We start from the raw sequence: 26045 nt of genomic DNA on the forward strand, positions 1-26045 counted from the left end.
CGGACCCGGGCACGATCCTGCCGAAAAGGGATGGATCGTAACCAAAAATGGACGAACGGCATGGTAAACGATTCGCCTCTGGATGAAACAAGGGGTGCTCCATGACCGCAGCGACGGGCATGGCTCAACGCAAGGCAGGGCCGGGACGCCTGCCTTCGGCCGCGAGCGAGCAACTGGTGACCTGGCTGAAGCGCGATGCGCTGCCCTTCTGGTTCGAGAAGGGCTGGGACGCGAAACGCGGCGGCTTTCACGAAACCTTCTTTTTTGACGGCACGCCGGACACGCTGGTCCTGCGCAGCACGGCCGTGCAATGGCAGCAGATCTATGTCTGCACCCAGGCCTGGCAACTCGGCTGGGGTGATGGCATCCGGCTCGCCTGCCGCGGCCTCGAACGGATGATCGAGAAAGCCTGGGCGCCGGATGGCCAGCCCGGCTTCGTACACATGCTCGCGCCGAACGGGTCGGTGGCCGATCCGCAGCGCGATACGATCGATCACGCCTATGCCATCATGGCGCTCACAGCCCTGGCCCGAGCGACCGGCGATCCGAAGCTTCGCGCGTTGCTCGACATGGTGATGACCTTCGTGGAGACCGCGCTGACCGATGCCGCCGGCGATCTGCGGGATGGCCTGCCCGATGGTGACCGACGCCACCAGGCGACAACCCTCGCAATCCTCGCGGCCCTTCTGGGGGCGGTCGAGCATCTCAGCCATCCCGAAGCCGCCCTGCGAGCCACGCGGCATCGCCGTCTCCTCGAACGCGCCCTGCTGGACAAGACGACGGGCCTGCTGCCGGAAGCCTATGACCATGCCTGGCGGCCGATTCGCGATGAGAACGACGCCTCGGTCGTCGTTCCGGCGCAGATGGCGGAATGGACCGCGATCATCCGGCGCTACGAGCGCCTGTATGGCCAGCCCGCCTCGCCACTGGCGACACATTTCCTTGGTGCGGCGCTGCGTGCGGCCGAACCGAGACATGGCTTCCTGATCGATGCAATCAATACCCATCAGGAAGTCGTCTCCGGCACCCGAAGCCTTGCCTCGCAATCGGCCTTGATCCGCGCATGGCTGGCGCAGGCCGAAGCCGGGATTGACCGGGCCGATGAAGCCGCCGATCCGATGATCGAGGCCCTAATCTCGACCTATCTGTCCGGACCGTTCCGGGGCGGCTGGTACGAGAAGTTCAATGCTTCAGGCGAGGTATCGATCGACACCGTGCCGGCCAGCGGGCTCTTCCAGGTCTTTCTCGTCGCGCAGGACGCCCGGCGCTATTACGGGGCGTGAGGACAGTATCAGGTTCCGGAGGACCGCTTTCGCGGCCGAAACCCTGAAAGATGGTGCGGGAAGCGGGAAACCGGCTGGTCGGAGTGGCAGGATTCGAACCTGCGACCCCCTCGTCCCGAACGAGGTGCGCTACCAGGCTGCGCTACACTCCGAAGACCAGCGGAGGCGCCCGTATAGAACTCTCTCGTCGGCAGGGCAAGGGTGCATGGCGGGAAAAAGGAAGGCACGGCAGGAATTTTTGACCGGCCGTGTTTTTCCCCTCGCCGGCGGCCCATGCGGCAAGAATGGCACCCGGACCCGGAAAATCCGCTGTTGCTGACCGGATGCGAAGCGGCTAAACGGATGCCCTCAGGTCTTGGGGCGTAGCCAAGCGGTAAGGCAGTGGATTTTGATTCCGCCATGCCCAGGTTCGAATCCTGGCGCCCCAGCCAGATTTTCCCGTCAAGTCACTGATATTGTTGGGAAAATGCTCGAGAATCTTCGTGATTTTCGAGCTCCTGTACACCCGACTGTACGCGCTCCTGTACACAAGGAGCCATAAAGTTGCCATTATGTTCTCATTTTTATCGTCGCGGAGCCATGTACTGGTGGCGGCGGCGTCTGAGTTGTCTGGACGGCACGACAGTTGTTGCGTTCAGTCTCAACGAGCGTGAACCGTCCCGGGCAATCTCGCTGGCGATCGCGATAACGGCTGCCTCGGAGGACGTCATGCAGCTTTATCCTATTGGTTCCGCCCGCCAGCAGCTACAGGCCCATCTTGCGAGCCTCCATCTTGCAACCCGGCAGCGGGTAGAAGATGACAGACGTGCGGTCTCGCCGCGCGCGCCCGGGGTGACCACAAAGCCGATCAACTCCTCAGAGAGAGGCAAAGTCAGGCCCGGATTTATGCGGCGTTGAACCGGATTGCCGCGGAGGAAGGGGATGTGGTCGAGGATCCAGCGGCCGCGATCCGCAAGCTTGATCGGCCGAAACTGACGGAATTTGAAACCGCCAAGGTCCTCCATCGCCTCAAACATGGCTATGCTCGTGAAGCCTATCGTCCAGGGTCTGGTGTCGCCAATGTGCCCGATCTGGCTTTGCTTGATCGCGCATGCATGGAGGAGGGAAGTTTTGGTGATGAAGCGGTGCGATCGATCTGTGCCGGCCTCGCCAAGCGGCGTGCCGAGATCGAATGCGAGGCTGACAATCTTTATACGAAGGCGCTGAATGCGCCCGAGGAGCCCGTCACGAAAGGCGAGCCAAAGGTCTGTTTTGATGGTTGTGAGCATGCCTGGACCCGTCCGGCCCATCAGATGGGTGACCTGATTGCGAGCGACAACATTCTGATTGACCTCACGGAGGAAGGTGCCGCGGTTTCTCCGATGACTTTGTCTCCACCCCTGACGGCACCACCTATCGCAACCGTAACGGAACTTCCCAGGAATGTTGTCATCCCTGTGCCGGCCGACACGGTCACGACTGATCCTGATTTTTCTGACGAAACCGGGATTTCCATTGATCAGCTGGTTGAGGATCTGATCGGGACAGGCACCTGGGGAGCAAAAACCGCAGCGCAAGTGCGAGGAGTTGCTCATCTTTTCCAGCGCATGGCCGGGTCGCAACACACCTCAGCCCTCAATGAACATAACTTTGTCCGCTATCGCCAGCTTCTGACACGCATTTCCTGCAACTACGGCAAGTCACCCCGGATTTCGAGCTTTCTCTTGATCGGCCCCCACCAAGTAGTCCAATTTCAACGTCAGTGCATTGACGGCCTCGACGCCAGCGCGGGCGGCGAAGCTGGTCGGGGTTGCGCTGCCGTCTGTGCGGCCATGGCAGCGCACTGTCAACGCGGACAGATGCAGGGAAAAACCAATGTTTAGCTTGAGATTGCCAAGGAGCTAAGGTTGGATTGCGCCGCCGGAGCGGTCGCTGTAGCTGTACGATGCTTTGCTCAAAACCAGTCATTCGTTGGCCTACAGGAAACTCGAGGCCATAGAAGCAGTGCCGACAACGAATCTGATCTCGTAACGCTAGCCTGCTTTTTTGGTCGGACTCAATTTTCCGCCAATACCCTGCCAACAAGCGCTACCCAAACCGTTCGGTCGCTTGGCGACCCAGCTTCTGCCCACTGATAGAGATGTCGTCCCAGTTCGGTCCAACGGCCATGGCTTTGATCGTAAGGCTCGGTGGAGAGTAGCCACTTCCCTTGATGTGAGGTCCAATGTTGCTGGTTTTGCAAAAGGGCGGAGACTTGTTTGTCGATCCATTGGCATAGAGAAATGACGTCGTCATCGGCGTAACGATCGGAAGGCGCGACCAGGGACAACAATGCCAACGCCAGAAATGGACCCTCAGCCGCGTGCTGGTCTAGGCGAGCAAGCGTGCAGACGCACCAGGCCAAAAAGCGAACGCCTTCCTGTACAATTGGTCCATCGATTGCCCTTAGACTGTCGACGAGCCGAATGGCGGTTTCGTTGAAGCTGAGCGAGAGTTTTTGGTTCTCAGGCCTTTCATACGCCCGGAGCAGTAGTGCACATACGAAGACTCGAAGATAGTGCCCCCTTATACCTGCCAAGCCGGGCTTCCATTCCGGTTGTTCTGGTTCCGACCATTGGATCAGCTCAAGAACTTCCAGTGGATGCCAATTCAGGATGGGAACAATCCGGTGATCTCGAAACTGGAGCAGAGGAGCAAGGTGTTGCTCGATGTCCCGGCCATAATCCGCGGCGGCAATCTCTTGGAGCATGTCGGCTGAAACGATCGGCAGAAGCACTTCAAAAAGCGCATCCGAATCCGGGCCAAACGTTTCAAGCCATCTTTCGGTCATCGCTCTTTCGACCCGCGGTTCCTTGTCCGAATTGTGGAAGCAACGTGCCGGTTCGCAGCCTCCAACGACAGGCGGATGCCAGAAGCATACCTACATCAAGTCCATCATGCCGTGGATGCCAAGTGGCGCCAAGACTTTCGATCCTATCGCTCCGGCCATGTCCATGCCGGCCCGTCAAGCGGCGCACAACCCCGGATATGGGTTTCGCCGAACCTCTTCTTGAGTTCGATCGCCGAGCAGCTCGCCTCCGCCTGAAGCCCGGAGATCAGGGCTTTGGCGTGCGAGACGACAAGGACCTGCGAGCGAAGGGCGGCATCGATGATCAGGCGTGCAAGCGCCGGCAAGAGTTCTGGATGAAGGCTCGTCTCCGGCTCGTTCAAGATCAGAAGTTCGGGAGGCCGCGGCGACATCAAAGCGGTGGCAAGGAGCAGATATCTCAAGGTCCCGTCAGACAGTTCCGCTGGCCCGAGCGGGCGGAGCAATCCATGCTGATGCATCTCCAAGGCAAAGTGCCCGCGCTCGCTTGAGATTTCGATCGTCGAGCCTGGAAACGCGTCGTCGATCGCTGCGGCGAACCGATCCCGATCGCCAATCTCGAAAATCGTCTGGATTGCAGCGGCAAGATCCGCGCCATCGTGGGAGAGAACCGGCGTTCTCGTCCCGATTTGCACCTGACGCGCGGGCGAGCCGGCATCCGTTCGGAAGTGATCGTAGAAGCGCCAGGCCCGAATACGCTCACGCAAACCGAGCAATTCAGGCGTGCTCCTCGGATCCGCACAATGCGTCATGAGGCTTTCGAAGGGCGCCAGTCGGATCGGGAGATCTTGCCATTTGCCGGCCTCGTTCCGGACCCGAATCGCGGGCCCATGCCGGTCGACCAGCATGGAACTCGGCCTGGCCTGCTCCCCGGCAAAAAGAACCTCGCGCTTGATCTCTGGATCGAGGTGGAATGCAGATCTCGGGATTGGCGGAGGTAGTCCGAGGTCAATCAGATATCCGAAATCCGCTGTCGCGAATCCCAGCCGCAACTGCACTGACTTCGAACGTACCGTCCCTTCAACAGCGTAGTCTCCCGAGAGAACCTTCCGGCCGAACTTTTCAGGACCGGCCCAAAGCGTGGAGGGCAGGCCGCCCTCGAGGGCAAGCGTTGGAATGATGCCGCCCTGTGCTGTTTGCGCGAGAAGCCGCAAGGACCTGTACACGCTCGACTTGCCGGTGCCATTGGCGCCAGTGATCAGGGTCAAGTGGCTAAGCGGGATCACGAGATCGCGCAGGGACCGATAGTTTGCGATGGCGAGCGTCAGGATCATCGCATCCAAAATGCCGGCCGTTAGGGGTATCGTCTAGCCCGTCTCGATGCCGGTTCTGACAACAGAGCCGAAAAAATCATTGCAGGGCATTCGTCCAGCCGACAAGAAACATCCGATATGGATTGCACCAAAAGGTCTGGAGTCAAAATCATGCTTACGGCCTCGTTCCTAGGGCGTTCGGCACACCACCGTGATCGATTGATACCAAAAACTTGATGCTCAGCGGAAAAAGAAGCGTTATTTCAATCCAATCCTTAACCAACACATCAGCTTAACTCCCGACGGAAAGCAATAAAAGTCGGAATATTTATGATCTGCAAGATACTGCCTCCCTCCACAAAGTGCCGCAGGAGGAGAGCTTGAGGCAAGCCAAACCATTGAATGGCTCAATTTTGCTGGGCCTGTTGATCGCTTTTTTTGCATCCGCCGGGAGGGCGCAGGCTTCGGAAGTCCGCTGCGACAATGCCAGTCTGGCAGCGGAACCAATAAACGTGATCCCGGTCTGCTCGCGCCTGCTGGCTGCCGATGGAATTGACGCCAAGACCCGGGCCGGTCTGCTCTACATCCTTGGCCGTGGCTATCATCGCACCAACCGGATTGCCGAGGCGATCGAAAACTATGATGCGGCGCTGGCGCTGGACAGTTCCTCGGCCGACATTTTCGTCAGCCGTGCCTGGGCGGCGATGGAGCTCAAGGATGGCGATGGCATGGTGCATTTTGCGCAAGAAGCCATCAAAGCTGATCCGACGAGCGCACGTGCCTGGGACATGATGGGAGCGATTAGGGCCGAGTTGGGAAACCCCGTTGCAGCCCTTGAAGCTTATGATCACGCATTGCGCGTCGATCCGAAGTACAGCCTGGCCCTGCTGCATCGCGGTGAAATCTTGATCCGCATGGGCCGCCCCGACCGGGCCGTGGAGGATTACGAAACGATTTTGGCCATGCCACCGGCCGAGGTGGAAACAGGCAATCTCATCGGGCAAAATGGCAAACCGGCAAGCTTCCGGGCGGCCGCGTTCGAGGGCCGTGCGAATGCGCGATGGAACAGCGCATCGCTCGATGCGGTGGAGACGGATCTCCGTGCTGCGATCGCCACAGAGGCCACGCCGTTCCGCCATCGCCAGCTGGCGCAGCATTTCCGACGGCAGCCCGGCCGCATGGATGAAGCGGTTGGCGCCATTCGTGCTGCCTATGACATGGCGCCCTACCTCATCCAGTTGCAGCATGAGCTTGGCGAATATCTGCTCTATGCCGGAAAAGAAGAGGAGGGGCTGGCTGAGCTCGAACGTGTTATCAAAAAGGCCCCGGGCTACATGAATGTGCACAGCACAACGGTGATCTATTTCCAGCGAAAAAACCGCATTGATGAGGCGGTCAATGCGTTGGTGGCCGGCTATAATGCCAACCCGCGTTCCTATCTCTGGCTCCTGAATCGGTTGGTCAAGGGCGGCTACTGGGATGGGAAAAACATTCCAGAAAAGATCACGCCCAAGCTGAAGGCGGCCTTCCGGAAATGCCTTGCCGCAAAATGTGCCTAAGGCCGGGTTGCCTGCTGGGGCAATCCGACCTCGCGAGCTTAGCGACACTGACCATGAATTCCTGCTGCGCAATCGACGCAGGCTCTAGGGTTGGCATCTCCGTGGCCGTCTTCGGCGGCTTCGCCCGCCAATTGGCCGCTCACCAGGCATCAGGTGAACACCAGAAGCCGCCATTCTCCCAAGCCAATTCAATTCGAGCGTTGCGTGAAGCCGGTCGGTCACATTCCGAGCGCTGAATGGCTTCGTGGCCAACTGCACCGGCCGGAGCCTGGCGAGGGTCAGGCTAGCCCAACAGGAACGGAATTGGGGCGTATATCGTTCGGCCTTGATAGGAGAAGACGGGTCAACACCGACTGCAGCTCGGAATACTCCGCCTGGTCGTAGATATTGTTCACTTCATGCGGGTCGGCTTGGAGATCATACATCTCACCTGTCATCGTCTTGAGCTCGATGGTCAGCTTGGCATGCTTGGTCCGAACCGTCCGCAGGCTGAGACCGACACCGACGCGCCCCGGCAACAATTCCCATTCGCTCAATGCATGCGAGCGTTCTTCGCTTCCTGCGATGACATTGCGGATCGACCGCCCGTGGATTGGCATCAGGCTTTCTGCCCCTGCCCAATCCATGAAGGTCGCTCCCAGGTCCAGCGTCGACACGGGCTCATGGATCACTTGCCCGAACGGGATATCCGGGCCCTTCACGATTGCGCGAACATTGAGGAGACCTTCGAATGGCATGGGGCCCTTGAGGACGAGCCCGTGATCACCCAGCCAATCGCCATGGTCGGACGTAAAGACGATATAGGTATTTTTCTCCAGACCGGCCGCTTCCAACGCTGTAAGGATCCTCCCGACGGAATGATCGATCAGAGAAATCTGGCCGTATGTATTTGCCGTTATTTCTCGCAAGTGTTCGTCAGAAAGCTCTGCAATTCTTGAATATTTTTGGCGAATTTCGCGATGTTCGGCCGGAATCTCGGATTCCAAGGCAGCCTTGTGCCACCACGGGCGCCCTTCCAGGTTCCGGCGACGGTACGGCGGCAGATCGACATGCTCGGGTCGATGCAGGGAGGCCCAGGGTTCCGGGGCATCAAAAGGGTGGTGCGGATCCGGGAAGGAAACCCACAGGCAGAACGGCTTGTTGTGATCTTGACGGATGAAGTCGATGGCACGGTCTGCTGTCCAGGTGGAGTTGTGCCACGCGACGGGCAACTTTGACGACCAGGTCTGCGGCGCGCCCTTGTGATCTTGCGATGATTCCCAAAGAAGCTTGTTCTTCAGATCGCCGCGGCCGTCGCCATAGTACCAATTCTCGTAATGGAGCCCCCCAGGGGGCCTCTCCGGCAGCCACCAATTGTGTCCGACAATCATCAATTCGACATGGTCGAACCCCATGTACGGGCCGCGCCAGTCCGGTGGCACGTGACGCGAGCCGGACACACTTTCAACCGTGCCTGTATCCGCAAATGTGTGATAGGTCGCGAAATGCGCCTTTCCTATCTTGGCGGTTGAATAGCCGGCCCTGGAAAGCGAGCCGGCAAATCCGCGTTCACCAATCGACGGATCCAGATCAATTCCGTTGTCATGCACGCCATGCGTGCGTGGCAGGAGTCCGGTGAGGATCGAAGCCCGTGCCGGCTGACAGACGACGCAGGGGGTGATGACTGTTTCAAGACTTGTGCCTTCCGCTGCGAGCAGATCAAGATGCGGAGTGGAAACTCTTCGGCCTCGAAACCCGTAGCAATCCCCACGCTGCTGGTCAGATGTGATGAAGAGAATGTTAGGTTTCACGGTTTCAGTTCAGTTCTTTGCTTGAAGGCCCGCTTCCCGGACAAGTCGGCCGTATTTCTCAAAATCGACAGCCAATTGCCGAGCAAGCGCCTCCGGAGTCCCGCCAACAGGGTCCAACGCCTGGTCCGCAAGTTTTTGGCGCAATCCCGGATCCGCTAGCGCTCGATCCACCGCGCGATTCAGACGTGCAACGATGTCCGGCGGCGTGCTGGCTGGCGCGAAGGCCGCCATCCATTGTTCGAGAACGATGTCTGAAAAGCCAAGTTCTACCAGGGTCGGAAGCTCGGGAAGAGCCTGAGAGCGGACAGCCCCAGACTGCGCGATCGCCGTGAGTGTCCCCGCCTTCACGTAGGGAAGAATAGGGGTTGCTCCGAGCGAGCCCAGCTTGATGTGGCCGGCCGCAAGGTCATTGATGGCCGCGCCGCCACCGCGATATGGCACGTGAACAAGTTTCATGCCTGCACGCTTCGAAAGCCATTCTCCCAGAAGATGATGGCTTGTGCCGGCGCCGGCTGTCGCGAACGGCATGCCCGGTTGCTCACGCACCTTGGAGACAAGTTCGCCGAATGTCTTGACGCCGAGAGAGGGATGCGCAGCAAACACAATCGGTTGCCGGGTCAGCTGAATGATGGGCGAAAAATCCTTGAGCGGATCAAAACTTGCTTTCGAGACATGCGGCGCACTCGCAATCGGATCACCCGAGATCAGGATAGTATATCCGTCACCATCACTCTTTGCGACCGTTGCTGCCCCGACATTGCCACCGGCGCCACCGATATTCTCGACAATGACGGATTGATTGAGTTCGCGCGAGAGCGAATCACCAACGAGCCTTGCCGTGACATCGACGGCACCCCCGGCAGGAAACGGCACAACGATGCGGATGGGCCGGGCATTCGGCCAGGTTTGCGCCATTGCGGGCAGAAGTGACGCGAGCAACATCGCAAATATCAACGACGCAAACGCGACGGCTGTCGGCCGTGTGCGGACATGGGGACGCGATGCGCGGCAAAGACATGCCAGCCGTTTTAGAGGCGGGCAATGACCTTGCAGGGACTGGCGTGAAACCTGAACTCGCAGAATCGCCGTCATGTTGCCTCCCGACTTGGCAGATCTTATTTTGTTGATCGCTCAATGAAATGCAAAAGCTGCCAAATTTCGATTGACCTGTCAATTAAACAGATGCAATCGCGAAATCGCACAGACGTGAGGAGCAACCGGATGGATGGTTCCGCGAAGACGACACCCGAATGGCTCGGATCTTCAGGCCCACCGGAAGATTATGTCCTCGAAAGGTTTCTGACCTTCGGGCTGATCCGATTGACCAACCGGCTAAATCGGCAGGCGATGCGCATCGTTGACGTGACAACCGGCCTGCGGCTCCCGGAATGGCGATGCCTTGTCTTTATCTGCGCAAAACGCGGCATCACGCTGCATGAAATCGTTGATCGCACGGGAATGGATCGTGCCCTCATCACGCGTGCTGTGCAGGGACTTGTTGAAAAGGGGCTCGTCAAAGTCGAACGGGATGATGAAGACCGGCGGATGGTTGCTGCTCAAGCCACGGCCCAGGGCAGCGAGGTCTATCAGCAGGCTTTGCCCGTCATGCAGGCACGTCAGGCGCGTCTTCTATCAGCCTTATCGGAGCCGGATCGCGAGGCTGTGTATCGGATTGTTCATGCCCTCAACGCGTGCCTTGATGCGTGGCCCGAGGAGCAGGGCTCGAGGCCAGGGCACTCAGCATAAGGAATATGGCTGGTTTGCGCCGCCATTCCGGACATTCACGGTATCGAGGAGACACACCGACATTGGACATTCATTGGGTCGAGAAAACTGTGGGCGATTCAAGCGGCATGTTAACCCCACCCGCGTGCCGATAAAGGATCGTCAATTATACCGACAAGCGGGACGTGGTGGAAAAACGACGCTCACGCTGAGCCGCACTAATATGAGGCCGGGGTGGCACACCCGCCCTCCACCTATCGCGACGGCAAGCTCGTCATGATGGACCCGATCATGATGAGGATCCCAGGGAGAAGAAGCGTTAAACCTATGGTTTCAGAGAAGGCAACATACCCGACGCCAGCCATCATCGGGAGCCGAAGAACGTCAGCTGCACAGAGCTGCAATGGACTGCCATACCGCGAAGCGCTGGCCAATGAAGCCTGCGTCACGTAGCCCGCAGCAATCAGCGCAAAGCATGCTATCGCAATGCCAATCCAGGTTGAAAAAGTCGCATTCTGTGAGACATTCCGCACCGATTGAAACCAATCCGGATAAATAAAAAACAAAAGAATGACATATATTGGTAATTGAACAAGGTGCATCTTAAAAATTATTGCTGAAGAAGACTCCGTTTTTGCGAGATCGGCCAACATCAAGTTTGTGACTGTCAATATGCATACAGCGCTCAAAGCAACTAACAAAATATATCCGTAATCACTTGTATTGTTAAGCGCGAGCGTGATTACGATACCAAAAAACATTAAAGCCAATCCTATACGGGGGTATGTCTCCATTTTGTTCTTAAAAACAAAAATTCCTACCAACGCCGCAAATATCGGACCAACAAATTCAATTGTTGATACGAGCGCTACTGGCATGTTTACCAGACTCCAAACGAAAGCCAATGATCCGACAATATGCAATGCGCTCCTTGTCACTTCATGAAAGCTAAACTTCGAATTCAGTGAAATCCCACTCTTGGCCAGAACAACCCCGGCCACCAAGAGAGATCCTGCCGATCGAATTGCCACAATTTCGATGATGTTAAAGAATTCCGACAGGTGCCGTATCGACAATGCTACTGCAATATACGCAGAAAGATATAGGAACATCCACATCAAAAACTTAGCGAAATTGTTATTTATCCGGTCCATGGAGTTCCTGATAACATTCTTTCAAGTATAGCCATACGAATGGGTGTCGATAGCTTTACTTGCTGGAAATAGCCTGCGTTTGGAAGAGAATCGCATGAGGTATCCAGTTCCGAAAACCTCGGCAGCGGATTCAAAATCAAAGTGTTTGAGTTATGTTCTAGAATTTTCTTGGCTGTGATGGTGAACGGCTCCGTCTCTTGCTCTTTATCTACCGCGTCATACCCAAGAGATGCGTTAGAAAATTTGCTCATGTCCTGCATCTGGATGCTCAAAACATCGTGATCCAACGTTTCCACAACATTATGCACAACCGAGACAAGCGTGCCTAGACTGTGCAGGCGTTCCATGGCCTCCCGGACGGCAGGATTGATTGCAATTCCCGGCAGGCAGCAAAGCGTGAATCGTTGAGGCGGCCAAAGACGCAGCATCTTGACAAACGAGACGGCAAAACGAGCCTTTGTATCGCAGGAAAGGGCGATCGAAAGCTTGGAAAGATCACCCCGCATTTTGTAGATGGCGTAAATATCTATCATCGCCTGTGTTGGATGTTCGTCAGACCCGTTACCAGCATTGATGATGGGGAGATAGCTTAGCCGCGCGACTTTATACGGGAGATCCTCCAGGTGAGAGCGGACGATGATAAGGTCGCTGTAGGCCTCCACTGTCTTGATGTGATCCTCGATGGTTTCCCCAGTTGCATGGCCCATCCGACTACGATCCGGATCAAATACGTCAATTGATTGGTGCCCCAGTCTGCCCGCAGCAACCTGGAATCCGAGCCTTGTCCGTGTACTCCGCTGGTCAAACAGCGTTGCAACCATTTTGGGTCGGCGCCGGACAACATTGACAAATTGACTTTCGGCACTTTCATCGGCCAGATTTAATTCTATCCAGTGCCTGTCGGCTCTTTCTAAAACATCACCGAGGTCAGCCTGTGAGACGGCCTCCGCACTCAGCAGGTCTTTTCCGCTAGGATAATTAGGCCTAGACATTTCAAACCCAAAATCTACGGCATGCTTTTTCGCCGACCAAATTACGCGATACCCGACGATTTCTTGGCTGAGGATTCGGTCTGATCGACCACAGCTTGTTTTTGCGCCTTCTGCTTTTTATTGATCCTTACGTCAATGACATCGCGGAGTGCAATATCACTCATTGGCTTCGCATATACGTACCCTTGAATGCCATGAACGCTGTATTGCTGAATAACCGCCAATTGCTCATCGGTTTCAATACCTTCGACGATAATCATGAGATCGAGGTCATGGGCCAGCTGCGTAATTGCACTCATCAAAGCCCTTGCCCTTTGTGATGTTTCAATTTCGCGGCAAAATGACTTATCGATCTTCAAGATATTGATCGGAAGCCATGCCAAATAACTCAATGATGAAAAACCAGTGCCAAAATCATCGAGCGCAATTCTGACGCCCATGCCTCGAAGCTTCTTGAGTGTATCAACAATAAATGTTTGTTCACCGACGATTGTTGACTCTGTCACCTCGATAATAAAGCGATTGGCGGGCAGTCCTGATTTCGCCAGCGCCGCACTGATGATAGCGGCGATATCGTGATCTTGGTCGAACTGGAACGGAGATACGTTGACGCTAATTTTCACCGAGCGCTCGAAGGAAGCAGCCGTGCGCGCCGCCTCCTCTAGCGCCCAGGCGCCGAGCACCTTGATCAATCCGGTTCTCTCGGCAACCGGAATAAATTCTGCGGGACTTACCGATCCGCGGGTTGGGTGCGCCCAACGCATCAAGGCTTCGACATGGGTCACCGTCCCAGATCTCGGGTTGTAGATCGGCTGATAGGCCAACCAAAACTGGCCTTGCCGGATGCCTTCGCGCATTTCCGCTTCCAGCGCCACCTGGTCATTATAGGCCTTGCTCAGAGCGGGTGAGTAACTGACACAGCGGTTCCGCCCATCCGATTTTGCCTTGTAGAGCGCGATATCGACGCGCTTCATGGCTTCTTCAGACGGGAGACCTCCCTCGGCTTCAACAATTCCGATGCTGACCGTTACAGTCAAGGTGCGATTGGCCACGAGCCGTTGAACTTGTGCGAGGTGGAGGAGTCTTGTTGCCAACTGGCTGGCAGACTGGGCGTGACCCGCGGTCGCGATCATGAATTCGTCCCCGCCCATGCGCGCCGCTACGCCAGATCGGCCAATCAGTTCCGCAATATCTGCACTCAACGAGCATATCAGGGCATCGCCAACATCATGCCCATATGTATCGTTGATGTTTTTGAAATTATCGATATCGAGTGATAGCAGTGTGTATTTGTTATCCGAATCCGAAAGACGTTTTAGCTCGATAACAAAGCCACGACGATTGAATAGATTAGTCAAGGGATCGAGATTGACCATCTTCACAAGTTCTAAAAGTGTCTTTTGACGCGAGACAAAGACTTTATATATGACAGTGGCGCTTGAGAACGTCAGAATGACAGTCAACAACACTGTCAACCCAATAAGGATGTACGTAGGCTTGCCGGTCGCAATCAGCACAAAAACGAAGGGCAGCGAGACAGCCAACGTTTGAACACGTGTTATAACGGGTCGGGAGGTGTTCCGCCCCGAAAGGCCCGCCAGATAGCCGATCGTTTGCGCTATGGCCAGCACGGATACCGGTTGAGATTCATAATACGCGATCGCATAGGCACCAAATGAGCCGATGGTCGCCGCAGTGGTCCATGCGCCAAACATTGCCATGTATTCAAAATTATGAATTCTTATAGTTTGAAAATTGTATGTTTTAGATAATCTATATAGGTAGTGAGAATAAAGCCGAATGGCACCGATTGCCGTCATTATTGCCGCGAACACATAAAAATTTTTATCGTGACCAGAAATTATGCCAGCCCCGCCCATGACGACCGCGACGGTAGTTGCTCCGATGATTATAGGCCCGGGAGTACCGTACAGCGCATCAATCAATTCTCGATGGATTGACGCAGCGTCATCCTCTTGAATGCGAACTTGCCCCACTTGCTTACCTACCCTCTGCAAGCACTCGCGCTTGACGTGAACCATTTAAGGGGCCCTCATCGTTACGAGAATTGAAAAAATTACGATATCAAATGCATGATCAATTTAAGAAAATGATAAGTTTCAGCCTGGCCGCTGTGTTGCTGGACAGGGGGCTGCGAGAAGAACCCAAAATGGTGCTGGTCAAGGCCGCAAAAAATGCTGCGGTTTATCGACACCTATTCGGCCTTAACGCCCCATAACCGGTCTGTCCGCCATCGGCCCCATCCCCGTCATTCATATGGCCAGAGTGTCTTTTGGGGAAAAGGCACTATTCGATTGCGACGCTCCGCCGGGAACGGGGCCGGAAAGAGACTGGCCGGTTTCAGGAGACCGCTCTGGCTTAGGGGGCATTCGTCAAGCCAAGGTGAGGCGACAGCATCCGCCTCCCCAAACGGCCGCTCACATCGTTTCGGGCCAAGCCAGAAAAGCGGGCACTCCACAGGCGGTTGCGCCCCGGCGCAGCCAACTTGAGCGAAACACAGAGAAAACACCAATCAAGCAGCAGCCTGAACATGCTGGCCAGCCGAGATCGCGGCAACCTGGCTCGTTGATGTGGTGCAAGCTTAACGAAACCGCTCTGTCATGCACCCCTTGGCCAGCTTTCACGCAAGATATCGCGGAACCTCGTTGCAGCAGGAGACAAGCGTCCATTGCGCCGCTCTACGATGCCAATGGTTCTGACAACTGTCGGATTGTTGATCGGCTTCGTCACAATGGTCGGATGCCCATCCCTGGGAGTCGCGAGCCGAGGCAGAACTGATATTCCAACCCCTTCCTCAACAAGGCCGAGGGATGTCGAGAGATGATGCACTTCATAGAACCAGTTGAGACGCACATCGAGATTGGCAAGCGCATTGTCGAGGATCGTCCGGTTGCCCGAGTGACGGCTGACACCGATCAGCAGATGATCCGCAAGATCACGCCACTGAACATCATGCCTTCCCGCGAGGGGATGATCGCGGCGGCAGGCCAGCACAAACGGATCCTCCATCAACGGTGTGAACGTCAGATCGGGGTCGGCTGAGCCCAGCATGCTGATTCCGAACTCGCTTTCGCCGGTTGCAACGCTCCGGAGGCCCTCGCTGGCCGAAAGATCCAGTATCCGAATCCGGATATGCTGATGCAGCGCGTGGAACTTCTTGATGACCTGCGGCAGAAAATAGAAGGCTGCTGTCGGCACGCAGGCGATCGTTACCTGCCCATGCTGTAGTTTTCCGGTGGAGTTCATCGAAAGGACGGAAGTCTCCAGCTCGTCGAGCAGGCGGATGAGGAGAGGCTGCAGATCGCGTCCGGCCGCTGTAGGGGCAATGCGCCTTGTGGTTCGCTCAAGGAGGGGCGCACCGATCACTGTCTCAAGCTGCTTGATGCGCCGGCTAAGCGCCGGTTGTGACAGATTCAGCTGTTCGGCAGCCCGGTGGAAGCTTCCGCTGTCCAGCACCGCCAGAAAGGCCCTGAGGTCGAGCAATTCGCAATTGATCCGCATATTGGAATAATATCGTCAATTTTTGCATTTAACAAGCGCTAACGGCTGCGCTACGTTCTGAATTCTGGATAAATCATCGAAATTGATGCTTATCCTGCAATAAAATTTGTCTCCCACGCAGGAGTGACAGATGGAGACCCGGCAGATCCCCTGCATGCTGATGCGTGGTGGTACATCGCGTGGCCCATTCTTTCTCGCCGGTGATCTGCCTGCCGATCGCGACACACGGGACGCGGCTCTCATTTCCGCGATGGGCGCGGGCCATGATTTGCAAATCGATGGCATCGGCGGCGGCAGTCCGCTCACGAGCAAGGTGGCGATAGTCTCGCGCTCGAACCGCCCCAATGCCGATGTCGATTATCTCTTCGCGCAGGTGACGGTAGCGGGACGCCGGGTCGATACCTCGCCAAATTGTGGCAATATGCTTAGCGGTGTGGGCCCTTTCGCCATTGAGAAGGGACTTGTGCAGGCCTCCTCTGGCGAAACATACGTTCGTATTTTCAATGTAAATACCGGCAAGCGGATCGAAGCCCTGATCCAGACCCCTGGAGGCCGTGTCACCTATGAGGGTGATTGCCGTATCGACGGGGTGCCCGATGCTGCTGCACCCATCCGACTTACATTTCTGGATTCTGCAGGCGCAAAGACAGGCAAACTGTTGCCATCGGGCGCGGCCATTGACGTGATCGGCGGGGTCTCTTGCACCTTGATCGATGCTGCCATGCCGCTGATGATCGTTCGTGCCGAAGATCTCGGAAAGACCGGACAGGAGAGCCCGGCTGACCTTGATGCGGATCGCGATTTCATGGCGCGCCTTGAGGCTCTCCGCATCCAGGCTGGCCTTCGAATGGGTCTGGGCGATGTGCGCTCGCTCGTGGTTCCGAAGCCGGTTCTGATTTCAGCACCAGTCAAAGGCGGAACCCTGGCCGTACGTTATTTCATGCCGCATGCCACGCATAAGGCACTTGCTGTCACAGGTGCGGTAGGCATTGCCACGGCCTGCGCGACCGCCGGCACCATCGCCAATGCCCTTGTTCCTCATGCTGGAGTTGGAACTCCAATCCGCATCGAACACCCGGCAGGATCCATAGAGCTGACCCTCAACCAACGGTGCGCGGATGGCCCAATCGAGGCTTCGCTTATCCGCACAGCCCGAAAAATCTTCGACGGCTCCGTCTTTGTCCGGTTGCCAGAAACGGCTCTGCAGGACGTTGCCACACCCTTCGCCAAATCCGCCTGACAACAAGATTAGGGAGAAAACCGTGATCATCAATCGCCGCCAAATGACCCTTGGCCTTGCCGCTTCCACTCTTGGCCTCGCCTCAGCCCGTGCTCAGCAGCAGTATCCGTCCAAGCCCATCAAGCTGATCGTGCCCTACGCTGCTGGCGGTGGCACAGACACGATCGCCCGTGCCGTTGCACAGGGAATCGGAGAGGCAATCGGCCAGACGATGATTGTCGAGAACAACGGCGCTGCGGGGGGCAATATCGCGACACAACAGGCGGCCTTCGCCGAGAAGGACGGCTACACGGTTCTTATGGCCAATCAGGGCCCGATGGTTGTCAATCCCCATCTCTTCAAGTCGATGAAAGTGGATACGCTCAAGGCGTTCGACCCGGTTACGCTGCTGGCCTCTGCGCCGCTGGTCGTCGTTGTGCCCAAAGATTCGAAATTCAAGACCCTTCAGGAACTGATTGCGTTTGGCAGGGCCAATACCGGGAAGCTCAATTACGGTTCGGCCGGCAACGGTTCCGCGAGCCATCTTGCGACAATGCTGCTGGAAAGAGCTTCGGGATTGAACGCAATCCACATTCCCTACCGCGGTGCCGGGCCGGCCATCAGCGACCTCATCTCGGCCAAGACGGATTTCATGGTCACCACCTTCCCCTCGGTGCTGGGGCAGATCCAAGGTGGCTTGCTTCGGGCCCTTGCCGAGACCTCGAAGAAGCGCTCGCCGATAGCGCCCGAGATTCCTGCGGTGGCCGAACTGGGCTGGCCGGATTACGAAGCCGGCGCCTGGTATGGGTTCGTTGTTCCTACGGGTACGCCAAAACCGATTATCGAACGGCTTCGGGCAGCAACATTGGAAGCTCTGAAATCTCCGCTCCTCATGGATCGCCTCGCAAAAGATGGCGCAACGCCAATTGGCAATTCACCCGAAGAATTCGGGACGATGATGGCCAATGAGCACAAGCGTTGGGGCGAACTCATCGCCACTGCCGGGCTGAAACATGATTGATAACTGCCGGGCCTGACGAGGCATCGCTCCTTCAGGGGCGGGCCTCGGTTGTGACCTAATGCCGGGCTTCGATGATGTCCGCTTTCGCTATGCTGGCGCCGAAACCCGCCATTGCGCTTCCGGCCCCATTCCGGTCTATTGCTTTCCGGGCACATTTAACGCCCGGCCCATGGCCAGCCTGACAGCGGTTCGCAACTTAACAAGCGATGTGGTGCGCCACGTAGATATCAAACCATTCGGGTGCGATTCAACATCATTTCTCCGGAAAACTCCCTCCAGAAACGGAAACATGCCAATTCTGTGCGACGGTCCAGCGTCGACCTGTTTTGGCAATGATGGTGCCGGGAAATCTGCAGTTGCAGCTGGAGCTTGGCTTAGCTTGCACGGCGAGAAACGGCAGGTACTTGATCCTAGCTCGCAGAGTGGATGCCCAGCCGCGCAGGTCGTTCGACAATCCTGTGATCTAGCACGATCTGATTGGTCGGTTTTGGAAACAGGAGCGCCTCGACGATTGCAGCACCATAGGCGTCGTAGGGGATGCGGACGGAACTGAGTTCGGGCGCAAGCCATTCGTTGATTGGGGAGTCATCGAAGCCGATCATGCGCGGCGTGGGGACCTCCGGTCCTGCTTCCCGCCAGGCCCTTGCCGCGCCAAACGCAATAAGGTCACTCGTTCCAATCACGAGATCCGGGACATGCCGGTCGCCGATGAGCCGCCTTGCAGATTCAAAGCCGATATTGAGGTGGTCCACGGCATCCGGTGACAGCACCCAAGACTTTGGCAAGGGCGCCCCTGCCGCGGCGAAGCCCGTGAGGATTCCAGAGACACGATCGCGCGTCGCCGAGGAGGTGATCGGCGCATGGATCAGCGCTGCCTTTCGCAGGCCGCGCGCCATGGCCCAGGCGGCGACATCTTCCCCTGCCCGACGATTGTCAATGCCGATGAACGTGCTCTCGCGTCCCGTCGGATCCTGACGATTGACGAACACGACCGGCGTTGCCGGGTCCTGAAGACGTCGCAACGCCGGGCTATCAACGGCGCCAAGGAGCACGATCGCGCGCGCCTGTTGTGCAAGCATCTCGCGCAGGAACTCATCCTGAAGCTCCGGCTGGTCGTGCGTGTCGCACAGAACCATGACGAGGCCGGCGCCCCGGATCGCAACTTCGGCTGAAGCGGCAATCGCCGCCATCACCGGATTGGCCAGATTGGAAGCAAGAACGGCGACAAGCCGGCTGGTGCGTTGCCTCAGATCGCGCCCCGCACTGGTGGTTCGATAGTCGAGAGTCGCGATGGCCTTGCGCACACGCTCGATGGTGTCGGCCGATGCCTTGTTCGCCACACCATTCACGACACGTGAAACCGTGGCGATCGAAACCCCGGCAAGCGCAGCGACATCCTTGATGGAACTCGACTGGACCGTTCGCCGCACCATGTCGCTTGAAGTTTTTCTCGCCAATGATAGGGTTGCCACAAGGAAAACGTTTTCCCTTGTTTTCCCTGAAAGTCAAGAACCGGCTTACCGGCAAATTGTCAGCCCTTGGGAGGAAAAAATGGGCATTTTACGCATAATCGCATGCGCGACCTTCGCGGCAGCCGTGTCCACCCTGCCAGCAAAGGCCCAGCAACTCACCGTTTGGCATGATCTCGGGGATAACGGGATCAAGTGGTTTGAGGCGCTCTCGGCGGAATTTGCCAAGCAGAAACCCGGCGTCACCGTGCGTTCGCAGAGTTTCCCCACGGACCAATGGTTTGGCCGCGTGATCAGTGCGTTGAATACCGACACGGCGCCGGACCTGATTTTCAACAACTACGAGCGCGTCATCCGCATACAGAACCAGACGAACAAGGTGATGGATCTGAAGGAATTGACCGGAAAGATTTCGGACAAGGCCTTCCTCTCGGCGGACGATATGAGGGTTGCGACCTTCAAGGGTCGTCAGATCATCATCCCGATCCAGCGGGTGCAGATGGCCTTCGGGCTGCGCAAGAGCTGGCTCGAGAAGAATGGCGGCAAGTTCCCGGACACCTGGGAAGAGGTAAAGACGCTTGCCGCTGCCTTCCGCGACAACGACCCCGATGGCAACGGAAAGGCCGACACCTTCGGCCTGGCGCTGCAGGCTGCCAAGCCGCGCGACCTCATCCACATGCTCGACCTGTTCATGTTTGGCTCGGGTCTCCGCCATACGCTGATCGATCCCGAGGGCAAGATCACCATCGACCAGCCTGCCCATGCGCAGGTGCTTGAAGAGTTCCTGAAGACCTATTCGAGCTACAAATTCGTCTCGCCCGATACAATCAATCACTCCTTCGCCGAAATGTATCAGGTGATCGAGGGGGGGCGCGGCGGCATGTTCCGCGTCGGCGACTGGAACGTGCGCAAGTGGGACGGCGCACAGGTGCTCAACGGAGATTTCGTTTCCGGTCCGTGGCCGAAATTCGCGGCGGATCGTCCGAATGCTGTCGTGATCGGTGGCATGCGTGGCGTCGCCGTGCCGGAAAACTCGCCCAACAAAGCACTGGCTCAGGAATTTGCCGCCTTCATGCTCTCCAAGGCCGCACAGCAGGCTTCGCTTGAGAATATCGGCGCTGGCGTCCGCAAGGATCTCGATGTTTCGAAGCTCTCGCCCCGCTCGCAGTATTTCGCCAAGGCGGAACACCGGCTTGTGGCCTATGACTTTCCGGAATCGATCCACGCCTTCTATCCGGAGCTCGAAGCAGCTTTCCACCGCAAGCTGCTGTCCGGCATCGCCAATCCGCCGGCGGACTGGAAGGCCTTTATCGCCGAGACAGCGAAGGAAATGCGCGACCTTGCTACCAAGCTGAAGGGCTGAGCAACATGCCATTGCGACCGCCGGCCCTGATCGGTAGGCGGTCGTTCAATCGGGATGCGGGTCAATGACGGAACTTCTCGGAAATCTGTCCCGTGACAGGGTGTTCTATCTTCTTGTCGCCCCGTTCGCGGCGCTGACAATCCTGCTCGGCATCTGGCCAATCCTGCTCTCGATCCAGGTCTCGTTTACCGCGTCTGCCACGGCGCTGCGGCCCAACCCTACTTATGTTGGTTTTGCCAATTATCTGGCCGTTCTCTCTGACTCGATTTTTCTCGCCTCGCTGTGGCGCACGTTGCTCTACACCGTGCTGTCGGTGATCGCGAACCTGGCTTTTGCGCTTGGCTTTGCGATCCTGCTCGATTCAACGCTCCTGAAGCGTGGCAACCTCTTTTTCCGGCTCGCCATCTTCCTGCCTGTTATCACGCCGGATGTTGCGGGCTATGTGGTCTGGCGCTGGCTCTATGACCGGTCTTTCGGCGCGCTGAACGCTGCCCTCGAGCTGTTGGGCTTGCCGGCTTTCGGCGGGCTTTCGAGCGTGGATACGGCGTTGCTTTCGATCTTGATCGCCGAGCTCTGGCACCATGCGGGCTTCTACATGATCATCTTCCTCGCCAATCTCTCCATCCGGGATCGCGCCTTGGAAGAGGCCGCCCAGATCGATGGCGCCACGACATGGCAGCGCTGGCGGTATGTGATCCTGCCGCAATTGAGGCCGGCGCTCGTAATCAACACCGTATACGCGCTGATCCAGTTTCTGAAGACGTTCACCGTCGTGGTGGTGATGACAAAGGGCGGCCCGAACGACCAGACGAATTTTGTCAGCTATTACGCCTATCAGCTCTTTGATCAGGCCCGCTATGGCGAGGCGACCGCCATGGCCACGATCCTCTTCGCCATCGTGATCGGCTTGTCGCTGACAGCCTACAGAATCGGAGATCGGGAGCCAGGGCGATGACAGACGGCATGCGCGCCAACCGATTGTTGCAGGCAGCCGCCTACACCGTCGCGATCGGCACAAGCCTGCTTTTCCTCTACCCCTACTGGTGGATGCTCGTGTCTGCTTTCCGGCCGACGCGTGCGATCATGTCTGCGCCGCTGCGGCCCTGGCCCGAGACCTTCAGCTTCCAGATCTTTTCGGAGATCGGCAGGATTGGAGGTGTGAATCTCTCAACCTATGTCTTCAACTCGCTTACCATCACCACATTATCGACTTTGCTGAGCGTCATCGTGACGGCACTCGGCGCCTACGCGCTGACGCGGCGGCCAAAAGCGCCGGGCTTCGGCCTGATACGCTACGGCTTTCTCATCACGATCATGTATCCCTACATGCTGCTGGTGATCCCGGTTTACCTGGTGATGTTCAAGCTGGGGCTGCTCGGCTCGTATGCCGGCATCATCCTGTTTCTCGCGCTCGGACCGCTGCAATTCTTCCTTTTCGAGCAGTTCTTCCGCAAAATCCCGAATGAGGTCATCGAGGCGGCGGTGATCGATGGCGCGAGCGAGTGGCAAATCCTGACCAAGGTCGTGCTGCCTATGGCCATGCCGATCACCGCAACCGTTTCGCTCATCACATTCCTGCTCAACTGGTCGCAGTGGTTCCCGATCATGGTCATCTCGCGTTCGCCCGATACCTACACGCTGCCGGTGGCGCTGCTGTCCATGAATAGCGAACTCGGCTCCAACTTTCAGGGCATCATGGCACTGGCCGTGCTGACCACATTGCCGGTGGCTGCGCTGTTCCTCCTGGCGCAGAAGCGCGTGATGGAAGGCATGGCGGCCGGAGCCGTGAAGGGGTAGACCGATGCTCAGGTCATTTGACAACCATGAGAAACTCGCTATCGGCATCGAAACCGCGCGAGAGGCCACGATCGGCTGGCTGAAGTCGATGCAAGCCTCGGGCATGCCGAAAGGCTGCATGCGCATCAGCGCGATGCATGAGGCATCCCGCTGGCCCGGCGTGCTCCTGCCGGGAACCTATAACGGCATCATGTGCCTCGACCTGCTTGGCGGCCTTGCCGATTGGTCCGCGGACGAACGGACGAAGCTCGTCCAATGGCTGGAGCTGAGCCGTCATCCCGATGGGCGCTTCCGTATGGTTGGCATGCGAGAAGCCGATGTCTTTAAAAAGTCGGATATCAACGAAACCTGGCGCTACATCGATTTCCACGTCACGAATTACGCACTCGGGGCGATCGAGGCACTTGCGCCGGAGCGTCGGCCGATCCTCGATTTTGTGAAGGACTATCTCGACGAGAAAACGCTCGGCCATTGGCTGAGCCTGCGTGATCTGCGCGACCCCTGGCAGGAAGGGAACAACATCGTCAATCTCGCGAGCTTCCTGCTCCTGCTGCGCCAGCATGGTGACGGGCAGGCGGACGGCGAGAACTATCGACCGGCTGTGGATCGGGCACTCGATCAACTCTTCGACTGGCATGACCGCCTGCGCGAACCGACGACCGGGTTCTGGGGCGTCGGCCAGCTTTCGGACGATATCCAGCTGCTGCATGCCTTTGCCGGCTCCATGCACAATTTCCATCTCTGGTATCACGAGGGGCGTGTGCTCGAAGGGCAGGATCGTGCGGTGGACTATTGCCTCTCACTGCCGCCGCGGATCGATAGCGCCTGCATCGACGTGGATGCGGTCGACCTGCTCGTCCATGGCTGGCGACTGCTCGCCTATCGCCGCCATGATATCGAGGCCTGGCTTGCCGCCCTGCTGCCGGAACTTCTGGCCTTCCAGAACGCAGATGGAGGCTTTTGCGATGTCCGCGAGGGCACGCGCCGGCAAGATGGGTGGGTGAAGGGCTACGAAGAACCGCAAGGCGCTTCCAACACCTTCGCCACCTGGTTCCGTTGGATTGCGATTGCCATGATCGCCGATGTGCTTTGGCCCGGGCGTTGGACCTGGAACTTCCGGCGAATGATCGGTATCGGTTATCGTGTCTCCCGGTGGAGCCCGAAGGCATGACCGCGCATGAGGCCGATGATCCCTTCGCGCATCTGCACGACGAGGACTACGCTCGCCCCTTCTCGCGCCGCCTGGCAACAGCCGAAACGCTGGTCGCCCTCTCGGGCCGCAAGGCGCACTCGCTTGATGGCGAATGGCACATGACGCTCGACCTTTTCGATGAGGGATTGCGGCAACGCTGGTACGAGCTTGACGAGACTCCGCCATCGCAATGGGCGACGCCACGCGACTATGAGATCGAAGCCGGCGAATGCGTCCATGTGCCCTCGTGCTGGAATGTGCTGAAGCCGGAATGGTTCCATTTCGAGGGCGCAGCCTGGTACACGCGGTGGCTGAATTGGGAACCGGGCGAGGCGGCCGAGCGCGTTTTCCTGAGCTTTGGGGCGGCGAATTATGCAGCCCTCGTCTTTCTGAACGGTGCCTATTTGGGGGGGCATCAAGGCGGATCCACGCCGTTCTGCGTCGAGGCGAGCGCCCATCTCAAGCCCGGTCGCAATCGACTGCAGGTCTATGTCGAGAACCGCCGACGGCATGACCGTGTGCCGATGCACCATATCGACTGGTTCAATTATGGCGGGCTTTATCGCGAAGTTGCTTTGTTGCGCCTGCCGCAGGTGTTTATCCGCAACGCGAGCGCGTCGCTTACTCCCGACGGTGCTGCCGTGCATTTCCGTTTGTCCGCATCGGAGCCTGTTTCCGGTATGGCTGAATTGGAAATCGCAGAACTCGACCTGCGTGCCAGCATGCGGGTGGAAAGCGGCAAGGGAGAGGTCACCGTCCCTGTCTCAGTCACGCGCTGGTCGCCGGCCGAGCCGAAACTCTACGAGGTGCGCGTTGCCTTCGCAGGCGACATCGTCATCGAGCGGATCGGCTTTCGAACAATCGAGACACGCGGCACCGAAATCCTGCTGAACGGCGAGCCGATCTGGCTCAAGGGCATCTGTGTGCACGAGGACGATCTGGAACACGGCAAGGTCTCCACCGAGGCAGATATCCGCCGACGCTTCCGACACGCCAAGGAACTGGGCTGCAATTTTCTGCGCCTGGCGCATTACCCGCACCATGAGCTGGCAGCGCGCATTGCCGATGAAGAAGGATTGCTGCTCTGGGCGGAGATCCCGGTCTATTGGGCGATCGATTTTTCCAATCCGGCAACGCTCGCCGACGCGCGCAACCAGCTTTGCGAACTTATCCTCCGGGATATGAATCGGGCCAGCGTCATCATCTGGGGAGTCGGCAATGAGAACGCCGATACCGATGCCCGCCTTGCCTTCATGGGGGATCTCGCAGCAACGGCGAAACGGCTTGATCCATCCCGGTTGACGTCAGCGGCTTGCCTTATCAATCGCGAGCACTTCACCATCGAGGACCGGCTTGCGGATCACCTCGATATCATCGGCCTGAACGAATATTTCGGCTGGTATGAGGCTGACTTCTCCGGGCTGGACCGGCTTCTGGCCAATTCCAACCCCGGCAAGCCTGTCATTGTCAGCGAGACGGGCGCGGATGCCGTGACGGGTAATCGCGGAGCGGGTCGGGTGCTCTTCACAGAGGATTGGCAGGCGGAATTTTATCGTGAGCAGTTTCGACGCATCTTGGCGACGCCCTATATCGCCGGGCTTGCGGCCTGGTTGCTCTATGATTTCCGCACCGAACGCAGACAGACCGGGTTCCAGCGCGGCTATAACCGCAAAGGGCTCATTGGTTCGGACAAGACAACGAAGAAACTGGCCTTCGAGGTCCTGACTGACTGTTACCGCGACAAGTAGGGACAAGGCAGCGACAGAGCAGGTTTTCGGAGAACCGAATTATCGGGATCTAAAAGGAGAACTCGACCGTCCATGCGCTCGATCCCACAAAGCCCTTGTAGGAGACGGGCTGC

Annotated in this window: 20 protein-coding genes and 2 tRNA genes; 12 read left to right on the plus strand and 10 right to left on the minus strand. The window is 57.6% G+C overall.

The window, feature by feature from the left end; genetic code table 11:
* Positions 1-101 precede the first annotated feature (101 nt).
* Complete coding sequence (locus P0652_RS08930) at positions 102-1283, plus strand: AGE family epimerase/isomerase (RefSeq protein WP_284178433.1); 1182 nt, start codon at positions 102-104, stop codon at positions 1281-1283.
* A gap of 75 nt (positions 1284-1358) precedes the next feature.
* On the opposite strand, the gene P0652_RS08935 is transcribed toward P0652_RS08930, so the two are convergent.
* Positions 1359-1435, minus strand: a tRNA-Pro gene (locus P0652_RS08935).
* Positions 1436-1639: 204 nt separating this feature from the next.
* Here P0652_RS08935 and P0652_RS08940 point away from each other — a divergent pair.
* Both P0652_RS08940 and P0652_RS08945 read left to right on the plus strand, forming a co-directional pair.
* Positions 1640-1714: transfer RNA gene (locus P0652_RS08940), tRNA-Gln, on the plus strand.
* 462 nt (positions 1715-2176) lie between these two features.
* Positions 2177-3145 (plus strand): hypothetical protein, encoded by a 969-nt coding sequence (locus P0652_RS08945; protein WP_284178434.1) that lies wholly within the window; start codon positions 2177-2179, stop codon positions 3143-3145.
* Positions 3146-3318: 173 nt separating this feature from the next.
* On the opposite strand, the gene P0652_RS08950 is transcribed toward P0652_RS08945, so the two are convergent.
* Positions 3319-4092, minus strand: coding sequence for a hypothetical protein (locus P0652_RS08950; RefSeq protein WP_284178435.1), 774 nt, complete (start codon positions 4090-4092; stop codon positions 3319-3321).
* A gap of 143 nt (positions 4093-4235) precedes the next feature.
* On the minus strand, positions 4236-5402 hold the full coding sequence (locus P0652_RS08955; protein WP_284178436.1) for an AAA family ATPase: 1167 nt from the start codon (positions 5400-5402) through the stop codon (positions 4236-4238).
* A gap of 341 nt (positions 5403-5743) precedes the next feature.
* On the opposite strand from P0652_RS08955, the gene P0652_RS08960 reads away from it, so the two are divergent.
* Positions 5744-6940 (plus strand): tetratricopeptide repeat protein, encoded by a 1197-nt coding sequence (locus tag P0652_RS08960; protein WP_284178437.1) that lies wholly within the window; start codon positions 5744-5746, stop codon positions 6938-6940.
* A 278-nt stretch (positions 6941-7218) separates the two neighbouring features.
* Here P0652_RS08960 and P0652_RS08965 read toward each other — a convergent pair whose 3' ends face one another.
* Positions 7219-8730, minus strand: a complete 1512-nt coding sequence (locus tag P0652_RS08965; RefSeq protein WP_284178438.1) for a sulfatase-like hydrolase/transferase — start codon at positions 8728-8730, stop codon at positions 7219-7221.
* A gap of 9 nt (positions 8731-8739) precedes the next feature.
* Entirely contained in the window at positions 8740-9822 is a 1083-nt protein-coding gene (locus tag P0652_RS08970) for a Bug family tripartite tricarboxylate transporter substrate binding protein (RefSeq protein WP_284178439.1), read from the minus strand.
* Between the two features lie 129 nt (positions 9823-9951).
* On the opposite strand from P0652_RS08970, the gene P0652_RS08975 reads away from it, so the two are divergent.
* Positions 9952-10476, plus strand: a complete 525-nt coding sequence (locus tag P0652_RS08975) for a MarR family winged helix-turn-helix transcriptional regulator (RefSeq protein WP_284178440.1) — start codon at positions 9952-9954, stop codon at positions 10474-10476.
* 233 nt (positions 10477-10709) lie between these two features.
* Here the strand turns inward: P0652_RS08975 and P0652_RS08980 are convergent, their stop codons facing one another.
* From P0652_RS08980 to P0652_RS08995, 4 genes are all read right to left on the minus strand, one after another.
* A complete protein-coding gene (locus P0652_RS08980; RefSeq protein WP_284178441.1) occupies positions 10710-11609 on the minus strand; it encodes an EamA family transporter in 900 nt (299 codons plus the stop codon).
* Positions 11597-12601, minus strand: a complete 1005-nt coding sequence (locus P0652_RS08985) for an aspartate carbamoyltransferase (RefSeq protein ID WP_284178442.1) — start codon at positions 12599-12601, stop codon at positions 11597-11599. Before P0652_RS08985 ends, P0652_RS08980 begins: the two co-directional genes overlap by 13 nt.
* Before the next feature lie 41 nt (positions 12602-12642).
* Positions 12643-14643 carry a putative bifunctional diguanylate cyclase/phosphodiesterase gene (locus P0652_RS08990; protein WP_284178443.1) on the minus strand — a complete coding sequence of 667 codons (2001 nt, stop codon included), beginning with the start codon at positions 14641-14643 and terminating at the stop codon, positions 12643-12645.
* Positions 14644-15220: 577 nt separating this feature from the next.
* Positions 15221-16123, minus strand: coding sequence for a LysR family transcriptional regulator (locus P0652_RS08995; protein WP_284178444.1), 903 nt, complete (start codon positions 16121-16123; stop codon positions 15221-15223).
* Positions 16124-16253: 130 nt separating this feature from the next.
* On the opposite strand from P0652_RS08995, the gene P0652_RS09000 reads away from it, so the two are divergent.
* Positions 16254-17363, plus strand: coding sequence for a 4-oxalomesaconate tautomerase (locus P0652_RS09000; RefSeq protein ID WP_284178445.1), 1110 nt, complete (start codon positions 16254-16256; stop codon positions 17361-17363).
* Between the two features lie 43 nt (positions 17364-17406).
* Positions 17407-18363, plus strand: a complete 957-nt coding sequence (locus P0652_RS09005) for a Bug family tripartite tricarboxylate transporter substrate binding protein (protein ID WP_284178585.1) — start codon at positions 17407-17409, stop codon at positions 18361-18363.
* Positions 18364-18773: 410 nt separating this feature from the next.
* Here the strand turns inward: P0652_RS09005 and P0652_RS09010 are convergent, their stop codons facing one another.
* Entirely contained in the window at positions 18774-19796 is a 1023-nt protein-coding gene (locus tag P0652_RS09010; RefSeq protein WP_284178446.1) for a LacI family DNA-binding transcriptional regulator, read from the minus strand.
* Positions 19797-19914: 118 nt separating this feature from the next.
* On the opposite strand from P0652_RS09010, the gene P0652_RS09015 reads away from it, so the two are divergent.
* The 5 genes from P0652_RS09015 (at position 19915) to P0652_RS09035 (ending at position 25932) form a co-directional block, all read left to right on the plus strand.
* Positions 19915-21195 carry an ABC transporter substrate-binding protein gene (locus P0652_RS09015; RefSeq protein ID WP_284178447.1) on the plus strand — a complete coding sequence of 427 codons (1281 nt, stop codon included), beginning with the start codon at positions 19915-19917 and terminating at the stop codon, positions 21193-21195.
* A 64-nt stretch (positions 21196-21259) separates the two neighbouring features.
* On the plus strand, positions 21260-22150 hold the full coding sequence (locus tag P0652_RS09020) for a carbohydrate ABC transporter permease (RefSeq protein WP_284178448.1): 891 nt from the start codon (positions 21260-21262) through the stop codon (positions 22148-22150).
* Between the two features lie 8 nt (positions 22151-22158).
* Positions 22159-22992: a carbohydrate ABC transporter permease gene (locus P0652_RS09025; protein WP_284178449.1), complete on the plus strand. Its 834-nt coding sequence runs from the start codon at positions 22159-22161 to the stop codon at positions 22990-22992.
* Positions 22993-22996: 4 nt separating this feature from the next.
* On the plus strand, positions 22997-24163 hold the full coding sequence (locus P0652_RS09030) for a prenyltransferase/squalene oxidase repeat-containing protein (RefSeq protein ID WP_284178450.1): 1167 nt from the start codon (positions 22997-22999) through the stop codon (positions 24161-24163).
* Positions 24160-25932 (plus strand): glycoside hydrolase family 2 protein, encoded by a 1773-nt coding sequence (locus P0652_RS09035; protein WP_284178451.1) that lies wholly within the window; start codon positions 24160-24162, stop codon positions 25930-25932. The genes P0652_RS09030 and P0652_RS09035 overlap by 4 nt, the downstream gene beginning before the upstream one ends.
* Positions 25933-26045 lie beyond the last annotated feature (113 nt).

This window comes from Rhabdaerophilum sp. SD176, from assembly GCF_030143245.1.
Classification (GTDB): Bacteria; Pseudomonadota; Alphaproteobacteria; order Rhizobiales; family Beijerinckiaceae; genus Rhabdaerophilum.